We start from the raw sequence: 19358 nt of genomic DNA, 5'->3' as shown, positions 1-19358 counted from the left end.
ATGGTGATGATTTCCACCGACGATCCCGCCCGCCGAGGCGGGTTTTTTGTTTCCGGGTTTTTGTTTCGCAGCCGCTTTGCCTGCTCTCTTAAGCCGAAAACGCCACCAGCCCTTCGTCTTTGACCCGGCGGATGGTCAGCGCGGTTCGCACCGTATCGACATTGGGGGCCGAGGCCAGTTCCTCGATGACGAAGGTCTGGAAGGTGCCGAGATCGCTCGCCACGCAATGTAGCAGGAAATCGGACTCGCCCGACACCATCCAGGCGTCGCGCACGATCGGCCAGCCGCGGGTGCGCTCGGCGAAGGTCTTGAGTTCGGCGTCGGCCTGGTGATGCAGGCCGATCAGACAGAAGGCGACGACGTCGAGGCCGAGCGCCGGAGCGTTGAGCAAAGCGCGGTAGCCGCGGATGATGCCGGCCTCTTCCAGCCGCCTGACGCGGCGCAGGCACGGCGGCGCCGAAATGCCGACGCGGCTCGACAGTTCGACATTGGTCATGCGTCCGTCCTGCTGAAGCTCGCGCAGGATCTTCCAGTCGATGGCATCGAGATCGGCCTTGATCGGCATGGTGGCTTCCGTGGTGACGCGAAAGAATCTTTCGCGACTTTGTAATTAAACGACTTTGCTGTCTATTCCATCCGCTGGATCGAGGATTTTCGCATCATCTTGCTGCGGGTTGCTTGTCGCCGTCGCCGGCGCCGAAGCTTTCCGGGGACGAACGGCAACTTGCCTTGCTGGCGTCGCAGGCAACACTTACATTACGCGCAACAATCGACGAGAGTTCATGCCACAATCCATGGCTGCTCCCCGCAGAGGTTTTTTATGATCACCAAGCACGCGCCTGTTCTCATCATCGGCTCCGGCCCCGCGGGCTATACGGCGGCAATCTATGCCGCCCGCGCCATGCTCAAGCCGATGCTGGTCGCCGGTCTGCAGCAGGGCGGGCAACTGATGATCACCACCGACGTCGAAAACTATCCGGGCTTCGCCGAACCGATCCAGGGTCCATGGCTGATGAGCGAAATGCTCAGGCAGGCCGAGCATGTCGGCACCGATATCGTCAACGACATCATCACCGAAGTCGACCTCAACGTGCGGCCGTTCCGCGCCAAGGGCGATACCGGCACGATCTATACCGCCGACGCGCTGATCATCGCCACCGGCGCGCAGGCCAAATGGCTGGGCATCCCGAGCGAACACACCTTCATGGGATTTGGCGTTTCGGCCTGCGCCACCTGCGACGGCTTCTTCTATCGCGGCAAGGATGTCGCGGTGATCGGCGGCGGCAATTCGGCGGTGGAGGAAGCGCTCTATCTCTCCAACCTGGCCAAGAGCGTCACCGTCATCCACAGGCGCAGCGATTTCCGCGCCGAGCGCATCCTGCGCGAGCGGCTGCTGCGGAAAGATAATGTCCGCGTCATCTGGGACACGGTGGTCGACGAGATCAGCGGCAGGCCCGGCAAGGCGCCGCTGCCGCCTTCGGTCGAAGGGCTGAAGCTGCGCAACGTGGTGACCGGGCAGGAGATGCATCTGGTGGTCGACGGCGTGTTCGTGGCGATCGGCCACGCGCCGGCGGTCGAGCTGTTTGCCGGCAAGCTGAAGCAGAAGCCGAACGGCTATCTGTGGACGGCGCCGGATTCGACCCGCACCGACATGCCGGGCGTGTTCGCCGCCGGCGACGTGACCGACGATATCTACCGCCAGGCGGTGACGGCGGCCGGGCTCGGCTGCATGGCCGCGCTCGAGGCGGAAAAATATCTGGCGGGGATCGAGGTTCACCGCGAAGCGGCGGAGTGATTGTTCGATAAGCGGCTGAGAAAAGCCGCGCAAAAGCCTGATTTTTCATTCAGACGCCGAAAACAGGCGGACGCCAGAAAACAGGACGAGGGGAAATCATGGCGTTGGATTGGGACAAGCTACGCGTGTTTCACGCCGCGGCGGAAGCGGGGTCGTTCACCCATGCCGCGGAAACACTGCATTTGTCGCAATCCGCGATCTCGCGGCAGGTCAGCGCGCTCGAGCATGACGTCGGCGTGCCGCTGTTCAATCGCCATGCCCGCGGCCTGGTGCTGACCGAGCAGGGCGAGATGCTGTTCCGCACGGCACACGACGTGCTGATGAAGCTCGAAACCATCAAATCGCGACTGACCGAAACCAAGGACCGGCCCTCCGGCGTGCTCAGGGTGACGACGACGGTCGGCCTCGGCGCAGGCTGGCTGACCGAGCGCGTGCAAGAGTTCATCGAGCTCTATCCCGAGGTCAGCCTGCAGCTCATCCTGGCCAATGAGGAGCTCGACCTCACCATGCGCCAGGCCGACTGCGCCATCCGGCTGCGCCAGCCGCAGCAGCCCGACCTCATCCAGCGCCGCCTGTTCACCGTGCATTTCCATCTCTACGCGGCGCCCTCCTATGTGAACAAATACGGCAAGCCGAATTCGATCGCCGAGCTGAAAACCCATCGCATCGTCACCTTCGGCGTGCCGGTGCCGGCGCATCTGTCGGAACTGAACTGGCTGGAGACGGTCGGCGATTTCGAAGGCGGGCAAAGGGTGCCGACGCTGCAGATCAACGACATATTGTCGATCAAGCGGGCGGTGCAGGGCGGCGCCGGCATCGCCATGCTGCCCGATTACGTGGTCAGCAAGGATTCCGGGCTGGTGCAGTTGCTGCCCGAGACCGAAGTGCCGTCCTTCGATACCTATTTCGCCTATCCCGACGCGATGAAGAACCAGGCGAAGCTGCATGTCTTCCGCGATTTCATCATCGCCAAGGCGCGCAGCTGGTCGTTTTAGTTTCTAGATTCTGTCGACAAGGTATCCTTTTTGCCGTGATCGCCCAAGTAGACGGCACCATACGGGTTGAATTTGAAGTCGTCTTCTTCGTACGCTTCGATGGGTAGCAGTATCCCATTGTTACGGACTAAACTCAGCCCGACGCCTTCGGTAAACATCTCATCGGCAACACGGTCGATTATCGAGCTGAGCACCAGCTCATCGTCGGAAAGACTCCTTGGCGCGAAGACCTCTGGCAGACCGACGAGATGGAAACCGACGCTACAGAGGAACTTTCCGTCACTTAACGGCCGCTTGCTGAAGGCAAGGCGGCAAGTACGTGCTAAACTCGGGCCGTCCTCGGCGTTTTCCGCATCACGGCCAAGTTGTTTCCATCGAGCCGCACCGTGCGCAATGCCAGCACTCTCGCCTTTTGCGGCAATAGCATCACTGTTCAGCGCATGCACGATTAAGCGAAGGGCGATTGCCGACGTCCCAACGGTACTTTCGATATCCATATGGGGACCAAGTACATAAATCACGCAACCGTGCTCATGGACGGCCGCTTCGTCCTCTTTAGTCCGTCCCCCCTTATGTACCCGATCCCAAGACACATCGAACGACTCAACCATGCGATCATCCGGCGCGTCCTGCGAAAAGTGCGTATCAATTTCAAACCCCCGGGCGAAATTGTCGATTGCCGACTGAACTGAGCGACACAGCTCAGAATATCCACCCTGCCTTCCCAGCATGCAGAGCACATGGCGTGGCTGAAATTCTGAAAAGCTCATTTATGTCGACCCTACAACACTGCAAACAGCGATCGGCGAAAGCGTCCTTCTCCCCGTCACTATAACGGAGAAGATAGCGGCAGCCAGAAGGGGCAGCACCAGCCTTTTTGTCTGATGTCGTACTTGGTCTGCGATTGCTAATGCATGTCGCGCAAAAGCGTGCAGCGGTTTTGCGATAAGGACATGCATCAAATAAGAACCTAAAGCGCGTCGCATCAGGTCGGTCGAACGCAACGCGCTTTAGGAACGCGTATCCGCCAGCGTGCTGGCGCCGTAGCGCAAACCGTCGACCAGCAGGGCAACCATGCGCCGCGCCTGGGCAGGGCCGCCGCCATGTGCCGGCATGGCAAGGCTGGCGGCCGCCCCCAACAGATCGCCCGGCTCGATATCGGCGCGCACCTCGCCGGCCGCGGCCGCTGCCTCCAGCAATGTTTGGAGCGCGGGCCGGAGCCGTTGGTTGAAATAGGCAGGCAAAGTGTCGAAGGCCGGATTGCCTGAGTACAAGGCTGCCGCGAGGCCGCGTTTTGCCGTGATGAAATCCACATAGCGCTGCATCCACAGGGCCAGCGCTTCACCGGGCTCATGCTTTCCGGCCAGGATCGGCGCGGCGTCCGCACAGGCGTCAACCTCGTTGCGGAAGACGGCCACGATCAAGTCCGAGCGCTGTGGAAAGTGGCGGTAGACGGTGCCGACGCCGACGCCAGCCTTTTCCGCGATCTCTCGCACCGGAGCCTCCACGCCGGAGGTCGCGAACACCGCCATGGCCGCCCGGAGCAACGCGTCGATGTTGCGCCGTGCGTCGGCGCGCACGTGCCGATCCGCGCGGTCGCGGGGTTCCAGACTATCGCCTTGATCCGTTTTGCCGTTCGGCGTTTTTTCGCCCATCAAATTACCTCTTGCAAACGGAACCTTGTTCCGGATATATGTGGAACGTGGTTCCGTTTGACTTGTATCTAGCACGGCAAGGCGGTGTTGGCCACACATCGGTGCACAAAAGGAGATTACCATGCAGGACAAACCCGTCGCCCTGGTCACCGGGGCCAACAAGGGCATCGGTCTTCAGATCGCCAAGGACCTCGCGGCGAACGGCCTTACCGTGCTCGTAGGATCGCGCAGGCTCGAGCATGCCGAGGCAGCCGCAAAGAGCATCGGAGAGGATGCCCACGCCCTGCAGCTCGACGTCACCGACCAGGCCTCGATCGCCGCCGCGGCAGAGCGCATCCGCATCGAAATCGGCCGCCTCGATGTGCTGGTGAACAATGCCGGCATCTCCCACGCGGGAAAGCCCGGCACGTTGTTCGAGGAGATCATCAACTCGGGCCGCCCGAGTGTTGCCTCTCTCGACGACGTACGCGCGGTGTTCGAGACGAACGTGTTTGGCATCGTCGCCGTCACGCAAGCGATGCTGCGGCTCCTTCGTGAGGCGCCGGCGGCGCGTATCGTCAACGTATCGAGCGGCGCCGGCTCGCTGACATTGAACGCGGATCCGGCCTTTCCGTACCGCACTTCGTTTGGCGCCGTTTACAACCCGTCGAAGACGGCCGTCAACGCGATGACGCTCGCCTTCGCCATCGAGCTCGAGGAGACCGGCATCAAGGTCAACGCTGCGTGCCCGGGCTACACCGCGACGGAGCTGAACAACTTCGAAGGTCCGCGCACCGTCGAACAGGCCGCGCGGGAGCCCGTGCGCCTCGCGCTTCTCGACGCGAGCGGTCCGACGGGCACGTTCTCGAACGAGGACGGCCCGCTGCCGTGGTGACGTAGCGTTGGAGCCTGCTTCAGCCGCGCCAAGGTGTCAGGCGGGGCAGCCAGCCTGGTACGGCACGGCGGTAGGCCTCGTATTCGTCGCCGTAGCGGCGGGCAAGCGTCGGTTCCTCATATAGTCTCACGAAGGAGATCATGGCGGCCGCGGCGATGACTAGATAGGCGGCGACCGTCCAGCTCGAAAACAGCAGTGCCTGGCCGAGGACGATCGACAGCACGGCGACGTACATCGGATTGCGCACATGGCGGTAGATGCCGCCGACGACCAGCCTTTCGGTCGGCGCGACCGGGGCGGGGGTACCCAGGCCCTCTAGGGCAAACCGGGCAAAGGCGTGCAGCAGTATGGCTGTGCCGGCGACAACCAGCAGCCAGCCCACAGGAACGAAACCGGGCAGTCTCGACCAGGGCAGGCGATAGCGATCGGTCAGCAGCCAAGGCAACAGCCCGGCGACCACGCCGGGCGCTACAGCAAGGAAGATGACGCTGCCGGCGATCGCCGAAGTGGCTCGCATATAGCTCTCCTTACGGGCGCGGCCTTGAACGGTCTCCTGCAACGCGCTTCAGGTCTTGTCCGGCATGTAACCCAAACCGCTGCACCCTCAGGTCAAGCTCGATGGCGGGCTTTTGGGCGGCATGCACCAGCAAGGTCTGGCTGCCGAAAAAACAAACGCGTGCTGCACGATTCCACGTCATCCTGCGTTTTTCGACTTTCCGAGCAGGAATCGCTGCTGATTCGCGGCCGCGGATCGATTTTTGCCTTGCCGTAGGCTGTATTTCAGCGATTCAACTGGTCCTATTGCGCTTCGGGACGGATTAGACCACAGCCGGCGCCTTTTTGCATGTGAGTGTTGCAAAATAGATGCTTGTTTCTTGGGCATGAAGAGCACATATATAGATCATCTCCTGAGCGCGTTCTCCTCCCATTAGCGCTCTCGAGTGTTCCCCTCTGGAGGTTAGCCTTAACAGGCACTTCCAATCAAACTCAGCCGGGTCTTCATTGATCCGGCTTTTTTGTTGCCCGAAACCAACACATCGCCAGAAAATCGGCCGGAGCGGTCGCGTAACAGTGACATGTAACCTCGGGTAACATGCCGCGGGCGCGCCAAATCGATTAAGCAGAGCACAGGACGCGGTGTGGCTCGTCCGGGGGATGGGGGCATCACTCGGACGACCCGGGCTCAGGCAGCTACCGCGTCCGAACCTTCCTCCGCTGCCAGGCACCGGCGGCAAGCATGCGGCGGACCTGCCGTTTCGCCTCCCACGAAGACGGTCCGCAAGAAACGGCGCCCGGATCATCCGGGCGCCGTTTCCTGGTGGGCCGCAAAGGCAGATCAGGCGGCCTTGCCGTTGGCGTTCAGCGCTTCGTCGGCCAACCGGCCGGTGAGTTCGGCCATGTGGTCGAAGACGGCCCGGTAGCTGGCGACACCCGCCGTGGCCGAGCGCAGCTCGATGATGAGGTCGCCGATCTCGGCTTGCGGCATGGTCGCCTCGACGACGTCCCATCCGGGCCAGTCGGGCCGCGCGTCGTAGCCGAGGATCTGGCCGCGCCGCTGCGGGATCAGAGCGATGATCTTCGACGTCGCATCCGACGGCGTGACGATCTCGACCTTCATCACCGGCTCGAGCAGCACCGGCGAGCACGCGGCCATGCCTTCCTTCATCGCCAGCTTCGCTGCCATCTGGAAGGCCATGTCGGAGGAATCGACCGCATGGTAGGAGCCGTCGGAAAGGTTGACGGCAACATCGACGACCGGGAAGCCGAGCGGGCCGGATTTCAGGTAATCGCGCACGCCGGTCTCGACCGACTGGATGTAGGTCTTCGGCACGACGCCGCCGGTGATCGTATCGGTGAACTGGAAGCCTGACCCGCGCGGCAGCGGTTTGATCTCAATCACGACGTCGCCGAACTGGCCGTGGCCGCCTGATTGTTTCTTGTGGCGGCCGCGCTGCTGCGTCGCTTTGCGGATCGTCTCGCGGTAGGGCACGGCCGGCACATGGCCTTCGACCGGGATCTGGTTCTTGCCTTCCAGCCGCTCGCGCACGACGCGCAGATGCATCTCGCCATGGCCGGACAGCACGGTTTCGGCCGAATCCTGGTTGTGATGCAGGTTGAGCGAGGGATCTTCCTCGGCCAGGCGCTGGATGGCCGCCGACATCTTGACCTCGTCCTTGCGCTCTTTCGGCCGCAGCGCGAAGGCGAAGACCGGTTGCGGCGGCGCCAGCGTGACCAGCGGCTGGATGCCGCCCTTGGTCGAGCTCAGCGTCTGGCCGGTCCTGACGGCGTCCAGCTTGCCGAGCGCGACCGTGTCGCCGGCCTTGGCCGAAGTCAGCTTGACCTGGTCCTTGCCGAGCATCTTGTAGATGCCGGAGACCTTTGCCGTTTCGCCATTGGAAAGGAACAGCTCGGCGGCGTCGGCGACCTGGCCGGACAGGATGCGCGACACAGACAGCTTGCCGCCATGCGCGGTGTGGATGGTCTTCATCACCTGGACCACGGTGGCATTGCCATCGAGAGCGCCGAGGCGCTGGCGCGTCGCCTCGATGTCGGGTGCGTCGTGACGGATCGCCTTCAACAGGCGCAGCACGCCATTGCCCTTCTCGGCGGTGCCGATCAGCACCGGCGTCACCATGCCGTCGCGCAGGTCGGCGGCAAGATCGTCGAAGATCGCATCCTTCGGCGGTTCGATCTCGTCCAGCAATTGCTCCATCAGCCGGTCGTCATGGTCGGCGAGCGTCTCCAGCATGGAAAAGCGCGCCTCGAGCTCGCGCGCCTTGTCGTCGCTCGGGATCTGGGCGACCTCGCTCTCGGCATATTCGCGGTAGATGTAGGCACGCTCCAGAGCGAGGTCGATCGAGCCGATGACGACGCCGTCCTTGCGCAGCGGGATCTGGCGCAGCAGCAATGGCACCGAGCTTGCCGGCTGCAGCATCTTCAGCGTGTCGCGCACACCTGCTATCGCCTTGTCGACCTTGTTCAGGAACAGCATGCGCGGCACGCCGAGATCGTCGAGCTTGCGCATGATCAGCTGCAGGGCAGGGATCTTCTTCTCGTCGGCCTCGGCAACGACCACGGCGACGTCGCAGGCGGCCAGCACCGGCTCGGCTTCGAAGGAGAATTCGATGGAGCCGGGACAATCGACGAAGGTGAACGGCTCGCCCATGAAATCGGTGGTGGCGAAGGTCGCCTCGACGCTCATGCCGTGAGCGCGCGCCTCGGGCGAATGATCGGAAACGGTATTTCCGGACGAAACGGGATTCTGGCGGGGAATGGCGCCTGTACGGGCGAGTATGGCTTCGAGAAGTGTCGTCTTACCGCTTGCGAAGGGACCGACTATGGCAATGCATTTCGGTCCCGTGCGTCGTCCTCCGGCGCGAGTACCCATGGCTGACCTCCACTCAGGCGTTTCCCTGTGAGCGGCGGCCGGCCTGTCGGCCGTCGCGGGCGAGGCTTTTTTCAATTTGCCACCTACCCAAAGGGCATCGTCCCACGGGCAGGCCGGGAGGGCAAGGGATTTGAGGTTGAAGGGATTTGAAGTTGGGGCCGGTTCAGCCGGTGCCGGTTAGGCGCGACGCCAGCGAGGGTGCGTCGACGCGCTGCACCGCCACCGTCTCGGCAAAGCGCGCGAGCAACGGATTGAACAGGTCCGCACGCTCCCAGAAAGGCGCATGCCCGGCGCTAGAGATGATGTGGCAATGCTCCCACAGCGAGCCGTATGCGAGTGTCTCAAAATAGCCGAGCCGGACGAACGGATCGTTCTCGCCATTGACGATAGCGACCGGAAACGCGGCTTGCTCGACCACCTGTCTCTGGTCGGCGCCCTTGCCGGTGAGCATGCCGCGCGTCACCGCGGCGCGCAGCCGGCCGTCGGTGCGCAGGATGGCTTGGCGAAAGGACGGATCGGCGGTGTCGCCGAAGCACAGCGTCTCGAAGCGCTCGGCATCGCGTTCGGAATACGTCTTTTTGGACGCCAGCAGCATGTCCCAATGCGCGTGGAAGCCGCGCAGCATGCCGAAAGGACCCTTCGATACCGGCGGCGCGCCGGTCAGCATCAGCCCGCCGACGGCGCGGTGAAAACTTGCGAGTTCGATTGCCACGTGCCCGCCAAGCGACCAGCCGAAGACGACGGCGCGGCCGATCCCCAAAACATCGAGGAGCTGAGCCGCCGATTGGGCAAGGCCGGCGATGGTGTAGTCCGTCGCCGGATCGCGGGCGTCCGACGATTCGCCATGGCCGGGCAGGTCGAAAGCAATCAACCGATGGGCAGCGGCCAACGGGCTGTCGAACTGACGGGCGAATACGGCGCGCGAACTGCCCGAGCCGTGGATCAGGACAAGCGGGATGCCGGGTCCCGACGACTGGCTGAGGCGCAAATCCGCTTGCGGCGTGCGGATCGTGCGGTGGGAAACGGCCATATCTGGTTTGGACCTTGGGATTGTCTCCAGGTCAACATCGCATGCCGAGGTCACCATGTTGTTTAGAACGGTGGTTAAGAAATGATTTCTCGGCTTGCGCCGGGTATGATGAACGAATCCACCACAGCTAACCCCGGGACCCTGATGATGGAATCCACGCTCGACCTTCTCCTCTCGATCAGCAGCATCGCGACGCTCGGGCAATATGCCTGGTCGATGCGCGCGCATTTCCAGTCGCAGACCATGTCTCAAGGCGCGATGATCATTTCGGCCGTCGTGGTCGGCACGGCGCTGTTCTTTCTTGCGCTGCTGTGGATCGAGCGGCAGCCGGTGGCGGCGAAGATCGGCGGGCTCGCCATCGAACTGGCAAGCTCGGCGCTGTTCTGGTGGGCGATCTCGGTCTCCCGCAAGGCGCGGCTGCGGTTCGCATTCGATCCTGACAATCCCGACAGCCTGGTGACCGAAGGCCCTTATCTCCATGTCCGGCATCCGTTCTACACGTCCTACATCATCTTCTGGATCGGATGGGGTATCGCGACCTGGTCGGTCTGGGCGGTGGTTCCGGTCGCCGGCATCGTTACGATCTACGTGATCGCAGCCTTGGACGAAGAGCGAAAATTTTCGCGGACAAGGTTGGCCGATGCCTACGACGCTTACCGCACGCGGACCGGTCTGTTCTGGCCGCGTTTTGCCCGCAGCCGGCAGGAGATGCAGCCGGCATCGGACGAAAGTGGTAGGGTCTAAGACACTGGATTGAATCGAGGACTTGCGACGATGAAGATTATTGCCTGCGGCAGCGTGCCGACGATTGTTGCGCCGGAAAAATACTTCACTGGCCGGGTTTTGCAGACGCCGATCATCGAGAAAGAGGCGCCGGCGCGGCTCAGAGCCACGCTGGTCAGCTTCGAGCCCGGCGCTCGCACCCACTGGCACACGCATCCGCTCGGCCAGACGCTCTATGTCACATCCGGTGCCGGTCTCGTGCAAAGCTGGGGCGGGCCGCTGCAGGAGATCAGGGCCGGCGACGTCATCTCCTTTGCGGCCGGCGAAAAGCACTGGCACGGCGCCGCGCCCAAATCGGCGATGACCCACATCGCCATGCAGGAGGCGCTCGAGGGTGTGCATGTCGATTGGCTGGAGAAGGTGAACGACGAGCAGTATGGCGGCTGAAACGTCTCAGACCAGCGCGGCGGTAAAGCGCTGGATGCGCGTGCAGGCCTCTTCGAGCAGAGCCTCCGACGTGGCGTAGGAGATGCGGAAGTTCGGGCCGAGGCCAAAGGCCGAGCCGAAAACAACCGCCACGCCCTCGGCCTCGAGCAGTTCCGAGCAGAAGGTTTCGTCGCTGTCGATCACCTTGCCGCTCTTGGTCTTCCTGCCGATCAGCTGGGCACAGGAGGGATAGACGTAGAACGCACCCTCCGGCGACGGACAGGTGATGCCGCGCGCCTGGTTGAGCATCGAGACGACGAGATCGCGCCGGCCCTGGAAGATCGCCTTGTTCTTCGGGATGAAATCCTGCGGGCCGTTCAGCGCTTCGACCGCCGCCCATTGGGCGATGGTGCAGGCGCCGGAGGTCTGCTGGCCCTGGATCATGTCCATCGCCTTGATCAGCGGCACCGGGCCTGCCGCGTAGCCGATGCGCCAGCCGGTCATGGCATAGGCCTTCGACACGCCGTTCATCGTCAACGTGCGCTCATAGAGCTTAGGCTCGACCTCGGCGATGGTCTTGAAGACGAAGTCGCCATAAGTCAGGTGCTCGTACATGTCGTCGGTCAGCACCCAGACATGCGGGTGCTTCAACAGCACGTCGGCCAGGCTCTTGAGTTCCGCTTCGGTGTAGGCTGCGCCCGAGGGGTTCGACGGCGAGTTCATCAACAGCCATTTGGTGCGCGGCGTGATCGCCTTTTCCAGCACGGCCGCCGTCAGCTTGAAGCCGTTGTCGATGGAGGTGTCGGCAAAGGCCGAGGTGCCGCCGCAGATCGCCACCATTTCGGGATAACTGACCCAATAGGGGCGCGGGATGATCACCTCGTCGCCGGGGTTCAGCGTCGCCATGAAGGCGTTGAACAGGATCTGCTTGCCGCCGGTGCCGACGATGGTCTGCTCCGGCCGGTAGTCGAGATTGTTCTCGCGCTTGAATTTTTTTGCGATCGCATCGCGCAGCGGCACAATGCCGGATACCGGCGGATATTTCGTCTCACCGCGGCGGATCGCCTCGATCGCGGCGTGCTTGATGTTGTCGGGGGTGTCGAAGTCCGGCTCGCCGGCGCCCAGCCCGATCACGTCGCGGCCAGCGTTTTTCAGCTCGCGAGCCTTCTGCGTCACCGCGATGGTCGCGGAAGGCTTTACGCGGGAAAGGACGTCGGCAAGAAAGGCCATGAGAAATATCTCCAGAAAGGACCGGCGCGGCGAAGGCGCCGCGGCGCCTCTCATGTCGCATCGTCTTGCCAAGCGCAAGCCCAGCGCAGGCATTGTCGAATGAGCCAGCGCGCAATGCTGGCAACAATAAATTCATCAACGATCGGTAAAAGCTTGAACGGCAGGACCGTGGCCGGTCCGCCAGTCTCGCACAGCGAGGAACCGTGACACGCAGCATCGGGCTTGCCCATATCATCCGCCATGATGACGGCACCGCCAGCGGTGTCTGGGGGGTCTATACGCTGCAAAGCGCGTTCCAGCCGATCTTCGCCTTCAACAAGGGCAAGCTTTCCGTCGTCGCGTTCGAGGGGCTGATCCGGCCGTTCCGCGAAGGCGAGCCGCAGCCGCCAATGAGTTTCTTCAACAGCTGCCCGGCGGTCGACCGCCTGCATATCGAGGCGCTGACACGGACGCTGCACCTTCTGAACGCCGGCGCCTGCCTGCCGCGAGACGCCTCCATCTTCATCAATTTCGATCCATCGGTGTTCACCGACCGCAGCATCGCCGACAAGGCGCTGCGCGACATGCGGCTGGTGCTGCACGAGGCCGACATCGATCCGCGCCGCGTCGTCTGCGAGGTCACCGAGCAGAAATCGGCGTCGCAGGAAACGCTCTACAATTTCGTCGAGGCGCTCAGGGGCAATGGTTTACGCATTGCCGTCGACGATTACGGCGCGGACGAATCCGACATCAATCGCATCAAGGAACTCAGGCCAGACATCGTCAAGTTCGACGCCGACTGGATCATGACGCTGATGGAGTCCGGTGCCGGCTTCGCCTTGCTGACCGCTATGGTGACAAGCTTCGAAGAGCAAGGCATCCGTACGGTATTCGAGGGCATCGAGACGGGCTGGCAGCTCGAGCTCGCCGAAAAGTCGGGCGCCTCGATGGTGCAAGGCTTCGTGCTGGCACGCCCGGAGCTTGCACCGACCAGCTTTCACGTCTTCGACAAGGCCGGGCAAGCATCAGCGGTGTCGCCCGATAAGGACAAAGTTCCCGCGGCCGTTTCGCCATCGCGGCGGCCGATGCGGGCCTTTGGCCGCAGGGTGGCATCGTGACCGGGCGGGCCGACATGCGGCGCAAGGTCGGCGAAGCGATCTTTGCCGACGAGGTCGGCATTGAATATGGCGTCTACGGCGCATTCCGGCTGAGGAGCGCCTACCAGCCGGTCTTCGCGCCGCGCGGCAGGTTTCTCGCCGCCGTCGCGGTCGAGGGACTGATCGAGCCGCATCGTGCAGGCAGGCCGGTGGCACCGCAAATCTTCTTCAAAGGCGTGCCGGCAGCGGATCGGCTGTTTGTCGAAACCATGTGCCGGGTGCTGCATTTGCGCAACTTCCGCAACATCGGCGTCGACGGGCTCGACCTCTTCTTCAACTACAATCCGCTGATCAACGATGACCCCGCACGGGCGCTGGCCGAAATCAGGCTGATGACCAGGCATCTGACGGATTTCGGCCTGCATCCCGGCATGCTGGTCTGCGAGATTACCGAGCAGGCGGCCGGCGACAAGGTGCTTGTCAGCCTGGCGCGCGAGATGCGGCGCGACGGCGTCCGCATCGCCATCGACGATTTCGGCACCGGGCATTCGACCGAAGAAAGGGTAGCGCTGGTGCAGCCCGACATCGTCAAGATCGACGGCACCTGGTTCGCAGAATTCTGCCGCCATGCCGCCGCCGAGCGGTTTTTCCGGCCGCTGGTTTCGACGCTGCACGACCGTGGCGCCAAGGTGCTGGTCGAAGGCGTCGAGAACGCCACGCATCTGCGCGTCGCGCTGGATGGCGGCGTCGACCTGCTGCAGGGCTTTTACCTTGCCCGGCCGGCGCTGGCCGGTACGCTGTTCGACGAGGAGCCTCTGTCGATCGACAGGCTGCTTGGCAGGGATAACAACGTCATTCCCTTGTTCGGATGAATGCATCAGCGGCGCTGATGGTTACGCCAAAACAAATCACTGGATGAAGCCGCCGCTGCCGCGATAGAGGCTGGATCAAGCCCTGAGACGGGTGGTTGCGAGCAAGGGGCAGTACCGATGATACTCTATGGAATGATCGACAGCGGCAATTGCTACAAGCCGCGCCTGTTGATGGCCAAGCTCGGCATCGCTTTCACCAATGTCGAGGTCAGCTCGCACACCGGCGACACGCGCAAGCCCGACTATGTCGCGAAAAACCCGAACGCCATGGTGCCGCTGCTCGAACTCGACGACGGCCGGCGGCTGGCCGAATCCAATGCCATCCTGCTCCATCTCGCCGAAGGCACGCGTTTTCTGCCGGCGGACAAATACGAACGCGCGCTGGCCTATCAGTGGCTGTTCTTCGAGCAATACAGCCATGAGCCTTATATCGCGGTGCGCAGGGCGCTGCTGACCTTCCCTGAAAGAGCCAAGGACGCAACGCCCGAGCGGCTGGCGCTGACGCTCGAGCGCGGCAACAAGGCGCTCGGCGTCATGGACAAGCACCTGGCCGAGAGCCGCTTCTTCGCCGGCAATGCGCTGAGCGTCGCCGACATCGCGCTCTATGCCTATACGCATACGGCCGAGATGGGCGGCTTCCAGCTCGACGCTTATCCGGCGGTCGCCGCCTGGCTGAAACGGGTCGAGGCCGATAAGGGGCATGTGCCGCTGGAGTGGGTGGGGTAGTTCTGTCCTCACGCTTATCACCGCTTCGCGGCTCGCTCCGGGACGGGCGCACCAAAGGCGCGACGCCCGGTCGGGCTTGCGGCTTTCGGCCGGTGGCGTGAAATCCGGATAATGCTATTTCAGCAGGCGGTCATACTCGGAATGGATGCCTATCCAGAACCAGACCACGTCATCATGGTCGCGGACAGCCAGGGCGCGGTAGTTGAGATCAACCCGTGCCGACCAGTAGCGGCCGACCTGTTTGAAATGCAGCGAAGGGTGGAACGGGTCAGAACTCAATTTGGCGAAACGTCTGTTCGCCTTAGCTCTGATCACTGAGGGCAGTTTTGCGTAAGCCTCCCAAAACGAGGGAGTGGCAAAATGATTCACAGAGGCCGGGTCCGGCCGGCGCGATGATCAGCCAAGGCCTGCTCGGCAAGCTTGTCCAGCCTGCCGCCCTTGGCGTCGGCTTCGAACTGACGGTCCCACATGTCGGCCTGCAGCGCCTCGAACCATGCGGCAAACGCCTTGAGCTCTTCGGGGCTTAGTTCGGCGACGGATTTCTCAATCTGTTCAAGCTTGCTCATGGGTTGATGGTACCATATCTGGGTAAAAACACCACAAAGTGGTCCCATAGGACCAAGGTGGCGGTTCACCGGAGAGCAGACAGCAAAAAGGCGGGACAAAATCCCGCCTTCCCATGCTTGGTAGCCTGATCGGGAGCGTTTTGGCCGGGCCGGCAGCAATCTGCTGCTTCGGCTTGTCGGGGTCTTTCGCTCCGGCGCGCTTCTCGCGCGACCGCCAGTACATCCGTGACTTGCCGCGCGCCCCGCGCTATAGCCCGGCGCCCGCCATTCGCAAAATCAGGCTGCCTTGCTCAGAGATCCAGCGGACGACTTGCCAGTGCGGCGGTCCTGCTCGATCTCGAAGTTGATCTTCTGGCCTTCGACCAGGGTCGACAGTCCAGCACGCTCGACTGCGGAGATGTGAACGAAAACGTCCGCGCCGCCGCTGTCAGGCTGAATGAAGCCGAAACCCTTGGTGGAATTAAACCACTTGACCGTACCTGTAGCCATTTCGATAGTCCTTTACGTTTGCTTTAGTTTGACTGGACCGAAACCCAGCCGGTTTGTATCGAGATTTTGGAGATAGAACGTCAGCAAACGCGAAGATCGCGAGGCCCGGATCGATCGGCCGAAATATCAATGGACCGCATATAATATGCTTTCGCGCAAAAAACAAGGCAGGGCGGAAAATGGCGCGGCGGCAACGCTGCCCAACGGCCGCCCCAATCGCGTGAGCGTCGTCGCTGCGCGCCTGACGCGGGAGGATCGCGCCGGCTTCGGGCGCGACCGGGTTTTGGGGAGAGGGGCCATGAAAATCGTTCTGCTTGCCGCTTGCCTGACGCTGGTGGCCGCCGAGGCGCAGGCGGTCTCGCGCTACGACCCGACCCGCATGAGCTGCGGCAAGGTGCAGGCGACGATCGCGCGCGAGGGTGCGGTCATCCTGCGCTACAGATCGGCGCGCGTGCCGGGCCTGGCGCTCTACGACCGCTACGTGCGGAGCCAGCAATTCTGCGACATCGGCGAGGTCAGGGCGCGGGCCTCGGTGCCGAGCACCGACACGAATTCCTGCATCGTCTACAAGTGCAAGCGGGTGGAGATCGACCGGCGCTTCCGCCGGCGCCTGCTTCCGGATTAGAGTGGGACGAAATGGTGCGCCGGGTGCCGGCCTCGCCTGAATATCAGCACACTTAAAACCCGAACGACACCTGCGCCGGCGGCGGCGGGCCGACGCGTACGCCTTCCATGGCCAGCATCTTTTCCTTGGTGGCCGAGCCGCCGGGGGCGGAAAAGCCGCCGATCTTGCCGCCGGCGGCAAGGATACGATGACAGGGGATGACCAGCGGCACCGGGTTGGCGCCGAGTGCGGCACCGGTTTCGCGCGCCAGCCCGGCATGGCCGGCGCGTTTGGCCAATTCGCCATAGGTGGTGGTTTCGCCGAAGGCGAGTTTTCGCGCCGCGTCATAGATTGCCAGGCGGAACTCGTCGACGCCGCTGAGATCGACCGGCACGTTGGAGAAATCGATATCCTCGCCGGCGGCATAGGCCTTGATCGACGCGATCAGCTCGGCAACCCATTGCGGTTCGGGCTTCGCAGGCTGCTCGGCGGCGGCATGGCGTAGCAGCCGGCGCTCGACCGCGTCGCGATTGCGCTGCGGCAGGCAGAGCCGGGTCAGTCCGGCATCGCTCCAGGCGATGCCCATGAAGCCGAGCACGGTTTCGAAGACCGCGTGGCCGGCGGTGGCATGAGAGGCGTCCATGGCGTGCTCCTTTCCGGAATCCTTCGAAGTACAAATCCAGAACAATATCGCATTTCCCGGCCCGGCTCGCCACCCGAAAACCGCCGGCTACCGCGGATTGCCCGAGGAAAGATGCTGGTGTAAGGACTTCTTAACACCCGACGAACCGGACCCGAGCGCCGCTTGCCAGCAAAATTCCTCTTTCCCGTCCTTGCGGCGGTGTTGGCCGTGGCCGCTCTCAGCGGTTGCACCTCGACTTCGCCGGTGACCCCGACGCCGGCCTTCACCGAAAATGCGGCCAATACCGATGCCGGCTTTACGTTGGCGCTGCCCGACACGGTTTCGGTGCTGCCGGAGCCGTCCGGCGTGGTCCAGACGGCGGCGCTGCCGATCGAGCCGGCCGCCGCCTTTGCCGGGCCGACGCCGCTGGCGGCAACCACCCCTGCCGTCATGACCGCCAATGCCCAGCCTGTTACCGCGACGCCAGCCGTCGCCATGCCGGTCACCCAACAGACCGCGGCCATGCCCGGCGTTCAGCCGGTTTCCTACACGGTGCCGCAGAACCCGGCCGTTCTGGCCGCGACCGACCCCACCGAGGGGCAGTCGAACGCCGGCGGCCGCAGCGAGATCGAGCGGCTGATCGAGAAATATTCCGCGCTTTACCAGGTGCCGGTCGATCTGGTGCGCCATGTCGTCAACCGCGAGAGCACCTTCAACCCGAAAGCCTACAATCACGGCCATTGGGGGCTGATGCAGATCAAGCACGCGACGGCGCGCGGCATGGGCTATGACGGGCCGGCAAGCGGCCTGTTCGATGCCGAGACCAATTTGAAATATGCGGTGAAATATCTGCGCGGCGCCTGGCTGGTCTCAGGCGGCAACCCCAAGCGCGCCGACCGGCTCTACCAGAGCGGCTATTATTACGACGCCAAGCGCAAGGGGATGCTGGGCGAAACCGGCCTCGGCAGCGATAGCCTGCGCCGCCGCATGCAGCCCGATGCCTGAGCCGCGCCCGCCGGCGCCAAACGACATCCGCCTGCGCAAGATCCTCGACGACACGCTTCTGGCGCCGCGCTGGCCCGAAGGTTTTTTCATGCGCGGCTTCGAAGCCGCCGATGCACTCGCTTTGCATACGCTGTTGACCGCGGTGTTCGACGACGGCGCCGACGGGCCGTTCGACGAATGGTGGCCGCGCATTTCGGCCGACGCGGAATTCGACCCAGCTTTGTGTTTCCTGGTCATCGACGGCAAGGGCCGGCTGGCGGGCGCGGCGCTCTGCTGGACGCGGGCTTTCGTCAAGGATCTTGCCGTCCACCCGGAGGCGCGCGGCAAGGGCATCGCCGAGGCGCTGATGCGGCACGCGTTTGCGGTGTTTCGCGCGCGGGGCGCCGAGCATGTCGATCTCAAGACCAACACGGTCGAGAACGCCGCCGCCGTCCGGCTCTACGAACGGCTGGGGATGTTCGAAGTCGACTGGGCGGGGTGAGGCGCGGTCGACAAGCCGACGAACGCCCGGAGCCATGGTGGAGGGCAGGGACCGAGCGCAGGATCCGGAAAGGAAATGGCCACCAAGGCGGCAGGTCGCGTCTTGCCGGTCCGGGCGTCAAGCTGCGACGTTGCGATTCGCGCGGGGGTTTTGACGAAACCGGAGAAACATGCGGCGTTTGCTTTCCAGAACCGGCCTCGCCACCTCGATCCTCGCCGTTCCGCTGTTCGCGGGCGTGGCGCGGGCCGACGATTGCGCCAATGCGCAGGACCAGGGCACCTTGAACGAATGCGCAGGGAATGCGTTCGACAAGGCCGACAAGAAGCTCAACGATGCCTACAAGCAGATCGAAGGGCGGCTGAAGGGCGATGCGGAGACCAAGAAGCTGCTGGTCGATGCTCAACGCAACTGGGTTGCTTTCCGCGACGCCGAATGCGCTTTCCAGGGCGGCCCGCGCGAGGGCGCCGGCAGCATGTATCCGATGGTCGTCTACGATTGCCAGACGGCTCTCACCAACGACCGGGTGAGGGATTTCGAGAACTATCTCAATTGCCCGGAAGGCGAGGTCAGCTGCCCGGTGCCGGCGCAGTAGCGTCGGGCGATTGGCAATCGCATATGGGGGTCCCCCTCATCCGGCCGCTTCGCGGCCACCTTCTCCCCGCCGGGGAGAAGAGGCTGGCATCAACGCCGACGACCTCCTCTCCCCTCGGGGAGAGGTCGGATTGCCCCGAATTGCCCTTCACAATTCGGGTGGGCCTACGGGTGAGGGGGTCTTCTTCCGCCCGCCGCAAAAAAAATCGG

Annotated in this window: 23 protein-coding genes; 12 read left to right on the top strand and 11 right to left on the bottom strand. The window is 63.3% G+C overall.

Annotated elements, in window-relative coordinates; translation table 11 throughout:
• Nucleotides 1-88: 88 nt before the first annotated feature.
• Nucleotides 89-565 (bottom strand): Lrp/AsnC family transcriptional regulator, encoded by a 477-nt coding sequence (locus NKJ28_RS23850; protein ID WP_023678347.1) that lies wholly within the window; start codon nucleotides 563-565, stop codon nucleotides 89-91.
• A 255-nt stretch (nucleotides 566-820) separates the two neighbouring features.
• On the opposite strand from NKJ28_RS23850, the gene trxB reads away from it, so the two are divergent.
• Nucleotides 821-1795 (top strand): thioredoxin-disulfide reductase, encoded by a 975-nt coding sequence (trxB, locus tag NKJ28_RS23845; RefSeq protein ID WP_023678346.1) that lies wholly within the window; start codon nucleotides 821-823, stop codon nucleotides 1793-1795.
• 98 nt (nucleotides 1796-1893) lie between these two features.
• Nucleotides 1894-2790 (top strand): LysR family transcriptional regulator, encoded by an 897-nt coding sequence (locus tag NKJ28_RS23840; protein ID WP_023678345.1) that lies wholly within the window; start codon nucleotides 1894-1896, stop codon nucleotides 2788-2790.
• On the opposite strand, the gene NKJ28_RS23835 is transcribed toward NKJ28_RS23840, so the two are convergent.
• Nucleotides 2787-3560, bottom strand: coding sequence for a hypothetical protein (locus NKJ28_RS23835; RefSeq protein ID WP_156937381.1), 774 nt, complete (start codon nucleotides 3558-3560; stop codon nucleotides 2787-2789). The genes NKJ28_RS23840 and NKJ28_RS23835 overlap by 4 nt on opposite strands.
• Before the next feature lie 240 nt (nucleotides 3561-3800).
• Complete coding sequence (locus NKJ28_RS23830) at nucleotides 3801-4445, bottom strand: TetR/AcrR family transcriptional regulator (protein ID WP_023678344.1); 645 nt, start codon at nucleotides 4443-4445, stop codon at nucleotides 3801-3803.
• Between the two features lie 121 nt (nucleotides 4446-4566).
• Here NKJ28_RS23830 and NKJ28_RS23825 point away from each other — a divergent pair, with 121 nt between their 5' ends.
• The gene (locus NKJ28_RS23825; RefSeq protein ID WP_352586852.1) at nucleotides 4567-5319 is read left to right on the top strand and encodes an SDR family oxidoreductase; all 753 of its coding nucleotides are present in this window, start codon (nucleotides 4567-4569) and stop codon (nucleotides 5317-5319) included.
• Nucleotides 5320-5338: 19 nt separating this feature from the next.
• Here NKJ28_RS23825 and NKJ28_RS23820 read toward each other — a convergent pair whose 3' ends face one another.
• The 3 genes from NKJ28_RS23820 to NKJ28_RS23810 all read right to left on the bottom strand — a co-directional run bounded on the left by NKJ28_RS23820 (nucleotide 5339) and on the right by NKJ28_RS23810 (nucleotide 9737).
• Nucleotides 5339-5836: a methyltransferase family protein gene (locus NKJ28_RS23820; protein ID WP_023678342.1), complete on the bottom strand. Its 498-nt coding sequence runs from the start codon at nucleotides 5834-5836 to the stop codon at nucleotides 5339-5341.
• A gap of 819 nt (nucleotides 5837-6655) precedes the next feature.
• On the bottom strand, nucleotides 6656-8707 hold the full coding sequence (locus NKJ28_RS23815; protein ID WP_023678341.1) for an elongation factor G: 2052 nt from the start codon (nucleotides 8705-8707) through the stop codon (nucleotides 6656-6658).
• Nucleotides 8708-8870: 163 nt separating this feature from the next.
• Nucleotides 8871-9737 carry an alpha/beta fold hydrolase gene (locus NKJ28_RS23810; protein ID WP_023678340.1) on the bottom strand — a complete coding sequence of 289 codons (867 nt, stop codon included), beginning with the start codon at nucleotides 9735-9737 and terminating at the stop codon, nucleotides 8871-8873.
• Between the two features lie 147 nt (nucleotides 9738-9884).
• Here NKJ28_RS23810 and NKJ28_RS23805 point away from each other — a divergent pair, with 147 nt between their 5' ends.
• Together NKJ28_RS23805 and NKJ28_RS23800 are read left to right on the top strand one after the other, a co-directional pair.
• Entirely contained in the window at nucleotides 9885-10481 is a 597-nt protein-coding gene (locus NKJ28_RS23805) for a methyltransferase family protein (RefSeq protein ID WP_023678339.1), read from the top strand.
• A gap of 30 nt (nucleotides 10482-10511) precedes the next feature.
• Nucleotides 10512-10907 carry a (R)-mandelonitrile lyase gene (locus NKJ28_RS23800; protein ID WP_023678338.1) on the top strand — a complete coding sequence of 132 codons (396 nt, stop codon included), beginning with the start codon at nucleotides 10512-10514 and terminating at the stop codon, nucleotides 10905-10907.
• Between the two features lie 6 nt (nucleotides 10908-10913).
• Here the strand turns inward: NKJ28_RS23800 and NKJ28_RS23795 are convergent, their stop codons facing one another.
• The gene (locus tag NKJ28_RS23795; RefSeq protein WP_023678337.1) at nucleotides 10914-12116 is read right to left on the bottom strand and encodes a pyridoxal phosphate-dependent aminotransferase; all 1203 of its coding nucleotides are present in this window, start codon (nucleotides 12114-12116) and stop codon (nucleotides 10914-10916) included.
• A 203-nt stretch (nucleotides 12117-12319) separates the two neighbouring features.
• Between NKJ28_RS23795 and NKJ28_RS23790 the strand changes: the two genes are divergently transcribed.
• From NKJ28_RS23790 to NKJ28_RS23780, 3 genes are all read left to right on the top strand, one after another.
• Nucleotides 12320-13213 (top strand): EAL domain-containing protein, encoded by an 894-nt coding sequence (locus tag NKJ28_RS23790; RefSeq protein ID WP_352458412.1) that lies wholly within the window; start codon nucleotides 12320-12322, stop codon nucleotides 13211-13213.
• On the top strand, nucleotides 13210-14064 hold the full coding sequence (locus NKJ28_RS23785) for an EAL domain-containing protein (RefSeq protein WP_352458413.1): 855 nt from the start codon (nucleotides 13210-13212) through the stop codon (nucleotides 14062-14064). The genes NKJ28_RS23790 and NKJ28_RS23785 overlap by 4 nt, the downstream gene beginning before the upstream one ends.
• Nucleotides 14065-14181: 117 nt before the next feature.
• Nucleotides 14182-14790: a glutathione S-transferase family protein gene (locus NKJ28_RS23780; protein ID WP_352637187.1), complete on the top strand. Its 609-nt coding sequence runs from the start codon at nucleotides 14182-14184 to the stop codon at nucleotides 14788-14790.
• Between the two features lie 114 nt (nucleotides 14791-14904).
• On the opposite strand, the gene NKJ28_RS33040 is transcribed toward NKJ28_RS23780, so the two are convergent.
• From NKJ28_RS33040 to NKJ28_RS23765, 3 genes are all read right to left on the bottom strand, one after another.
• The gene (locus tag NKJ28_RS33040) at nucleotides 14905-15069 is read right to left on the bottom strand and encodes a hypothetical protein (protein ID WP_502898318.1); all 165 of its coding nucleotides are present in this window, start codon (nucleotides 15067-15069) and stop codon (nucleotides 14905-14907) included.
• Nucleotides 15070-15155: 86 nt separating this feature from the next.
• Nucleotides 15156-15356 carry a hypothetical protein gene (locus tag NKJ28_RS23770; RefSeq protein WP_352637184.1) on the bottom strand — a complete coding sequence of 67 codons (201 nt, stop codon included), beginning with the start codon at nucleotides 15354-15356 and terminating at the stop codon, nucleotides 15156-15158.
• 276 nt (nucleotides 15357-15632) lie between these two features.
• Nucleotides 15633-15845, bottom strand: coding sequence for a cold-shock protein (locus NKJ28_RS23765; RefSeq protein WP_023678332.1), 213 nt, complete (start codon nucleotides 15843-15845; stop codon nucleotides 15633-15635).
• A gap of 298 nt (nucleotides 15846-16143) precedes the next feature.
• On the opposite strand from NKJ28_RS23765, the gene NKJ28_RS23760 reads away from it, so the two are divergent.
• A complete protein-coding gene (locus NKJ28_RS23760) occupies nucleotides 16144-16470 on the top strand; it encodes a hypothetical protein (RefSeq protein ID WP_352637183.1) in 327 nt (108 codons plus the stop codon).
• 52 nt (nucleotides 16471-16522) lie between these two features.
• Here the strand turns inward: NKJ28_RS23760 and NKJ28_RS23755 are convergent, their stop codons facing one another.
• Nucleotides 16523-17092: a methylated-DNA--[protein]-cysteine S-methyltransferase gene (locus NKJ28_RS23755; RefSeq protein WP_352637181.1), complete on the bottom strand. Its 570-nt coding sequence runs from the start codon at nucleotides 17090-17092 to the stop codon at nucleotides 16523-16525.
• Between the two features lie 162 nt (nucleotides 17093-17254).
• Between NKJ28_RS23755 and NKJ28_RS23750 the strand changes: the two genes are divergently transcribed.
• From NKJ28_RS23750 to NKJ28_RS23740, 3 genes are all read left to right on the top strand, one after another.
• Nucleotides 17255-18076 carry a lytic transglycosylase domain-containing protein gene (locus tag NKJ28_RS23750; protein WP_023678328.1) on the top strand — a complete coding sequence of 274 codons (822 nt, stop codon included), beginning with the start codon at nucleotides 17255-17257 and terminating at the stop codon, nucleotides 18074-18076.
• Nucleotides 18069-18557, top strand: coding sequence for a GNAT family N-acetyltransferase (locus tag NKJ28_RS23745; RefSeq protein ID WP_023678327.1), 489 nt, complete (start codon nucleotides 18069-18071; stop codon nucleotides 18555-18557). The genes NKJ28_RS23750 and NKJ28_RS23745 overlap by 8 nt, the downstream gene beginning before the upstream one ends.
• 169 nt (nucleotides 18558-18726) lie before the next feature.
• Nucleotides 18727-19149, top strand: coding sequence for a lysozyme inhibitor LprI family protein (locus NKJ28_RS23740; RefSeq protein WP_352637179.1), 423 nt, complete (start codon nucleotides 18727-18729; stop codon nucleotides 19147-19149).
• Nucleotides 19150-19358: the final 209 nt, after the last annotated feature.

The sequence above is a fragment of the Mesorhizobium sp. M0145 genome (genome assembly GCF_040322355.1).
Lineage (GTDB): Bacteria > Pseudomonadota > Alphaproteobacteria > Rhizobiales > Rhizobiaceae > Mesorhizobium.
This window is presented reverse-complemented; position numbering and strand designations above follow the sequence as displayed.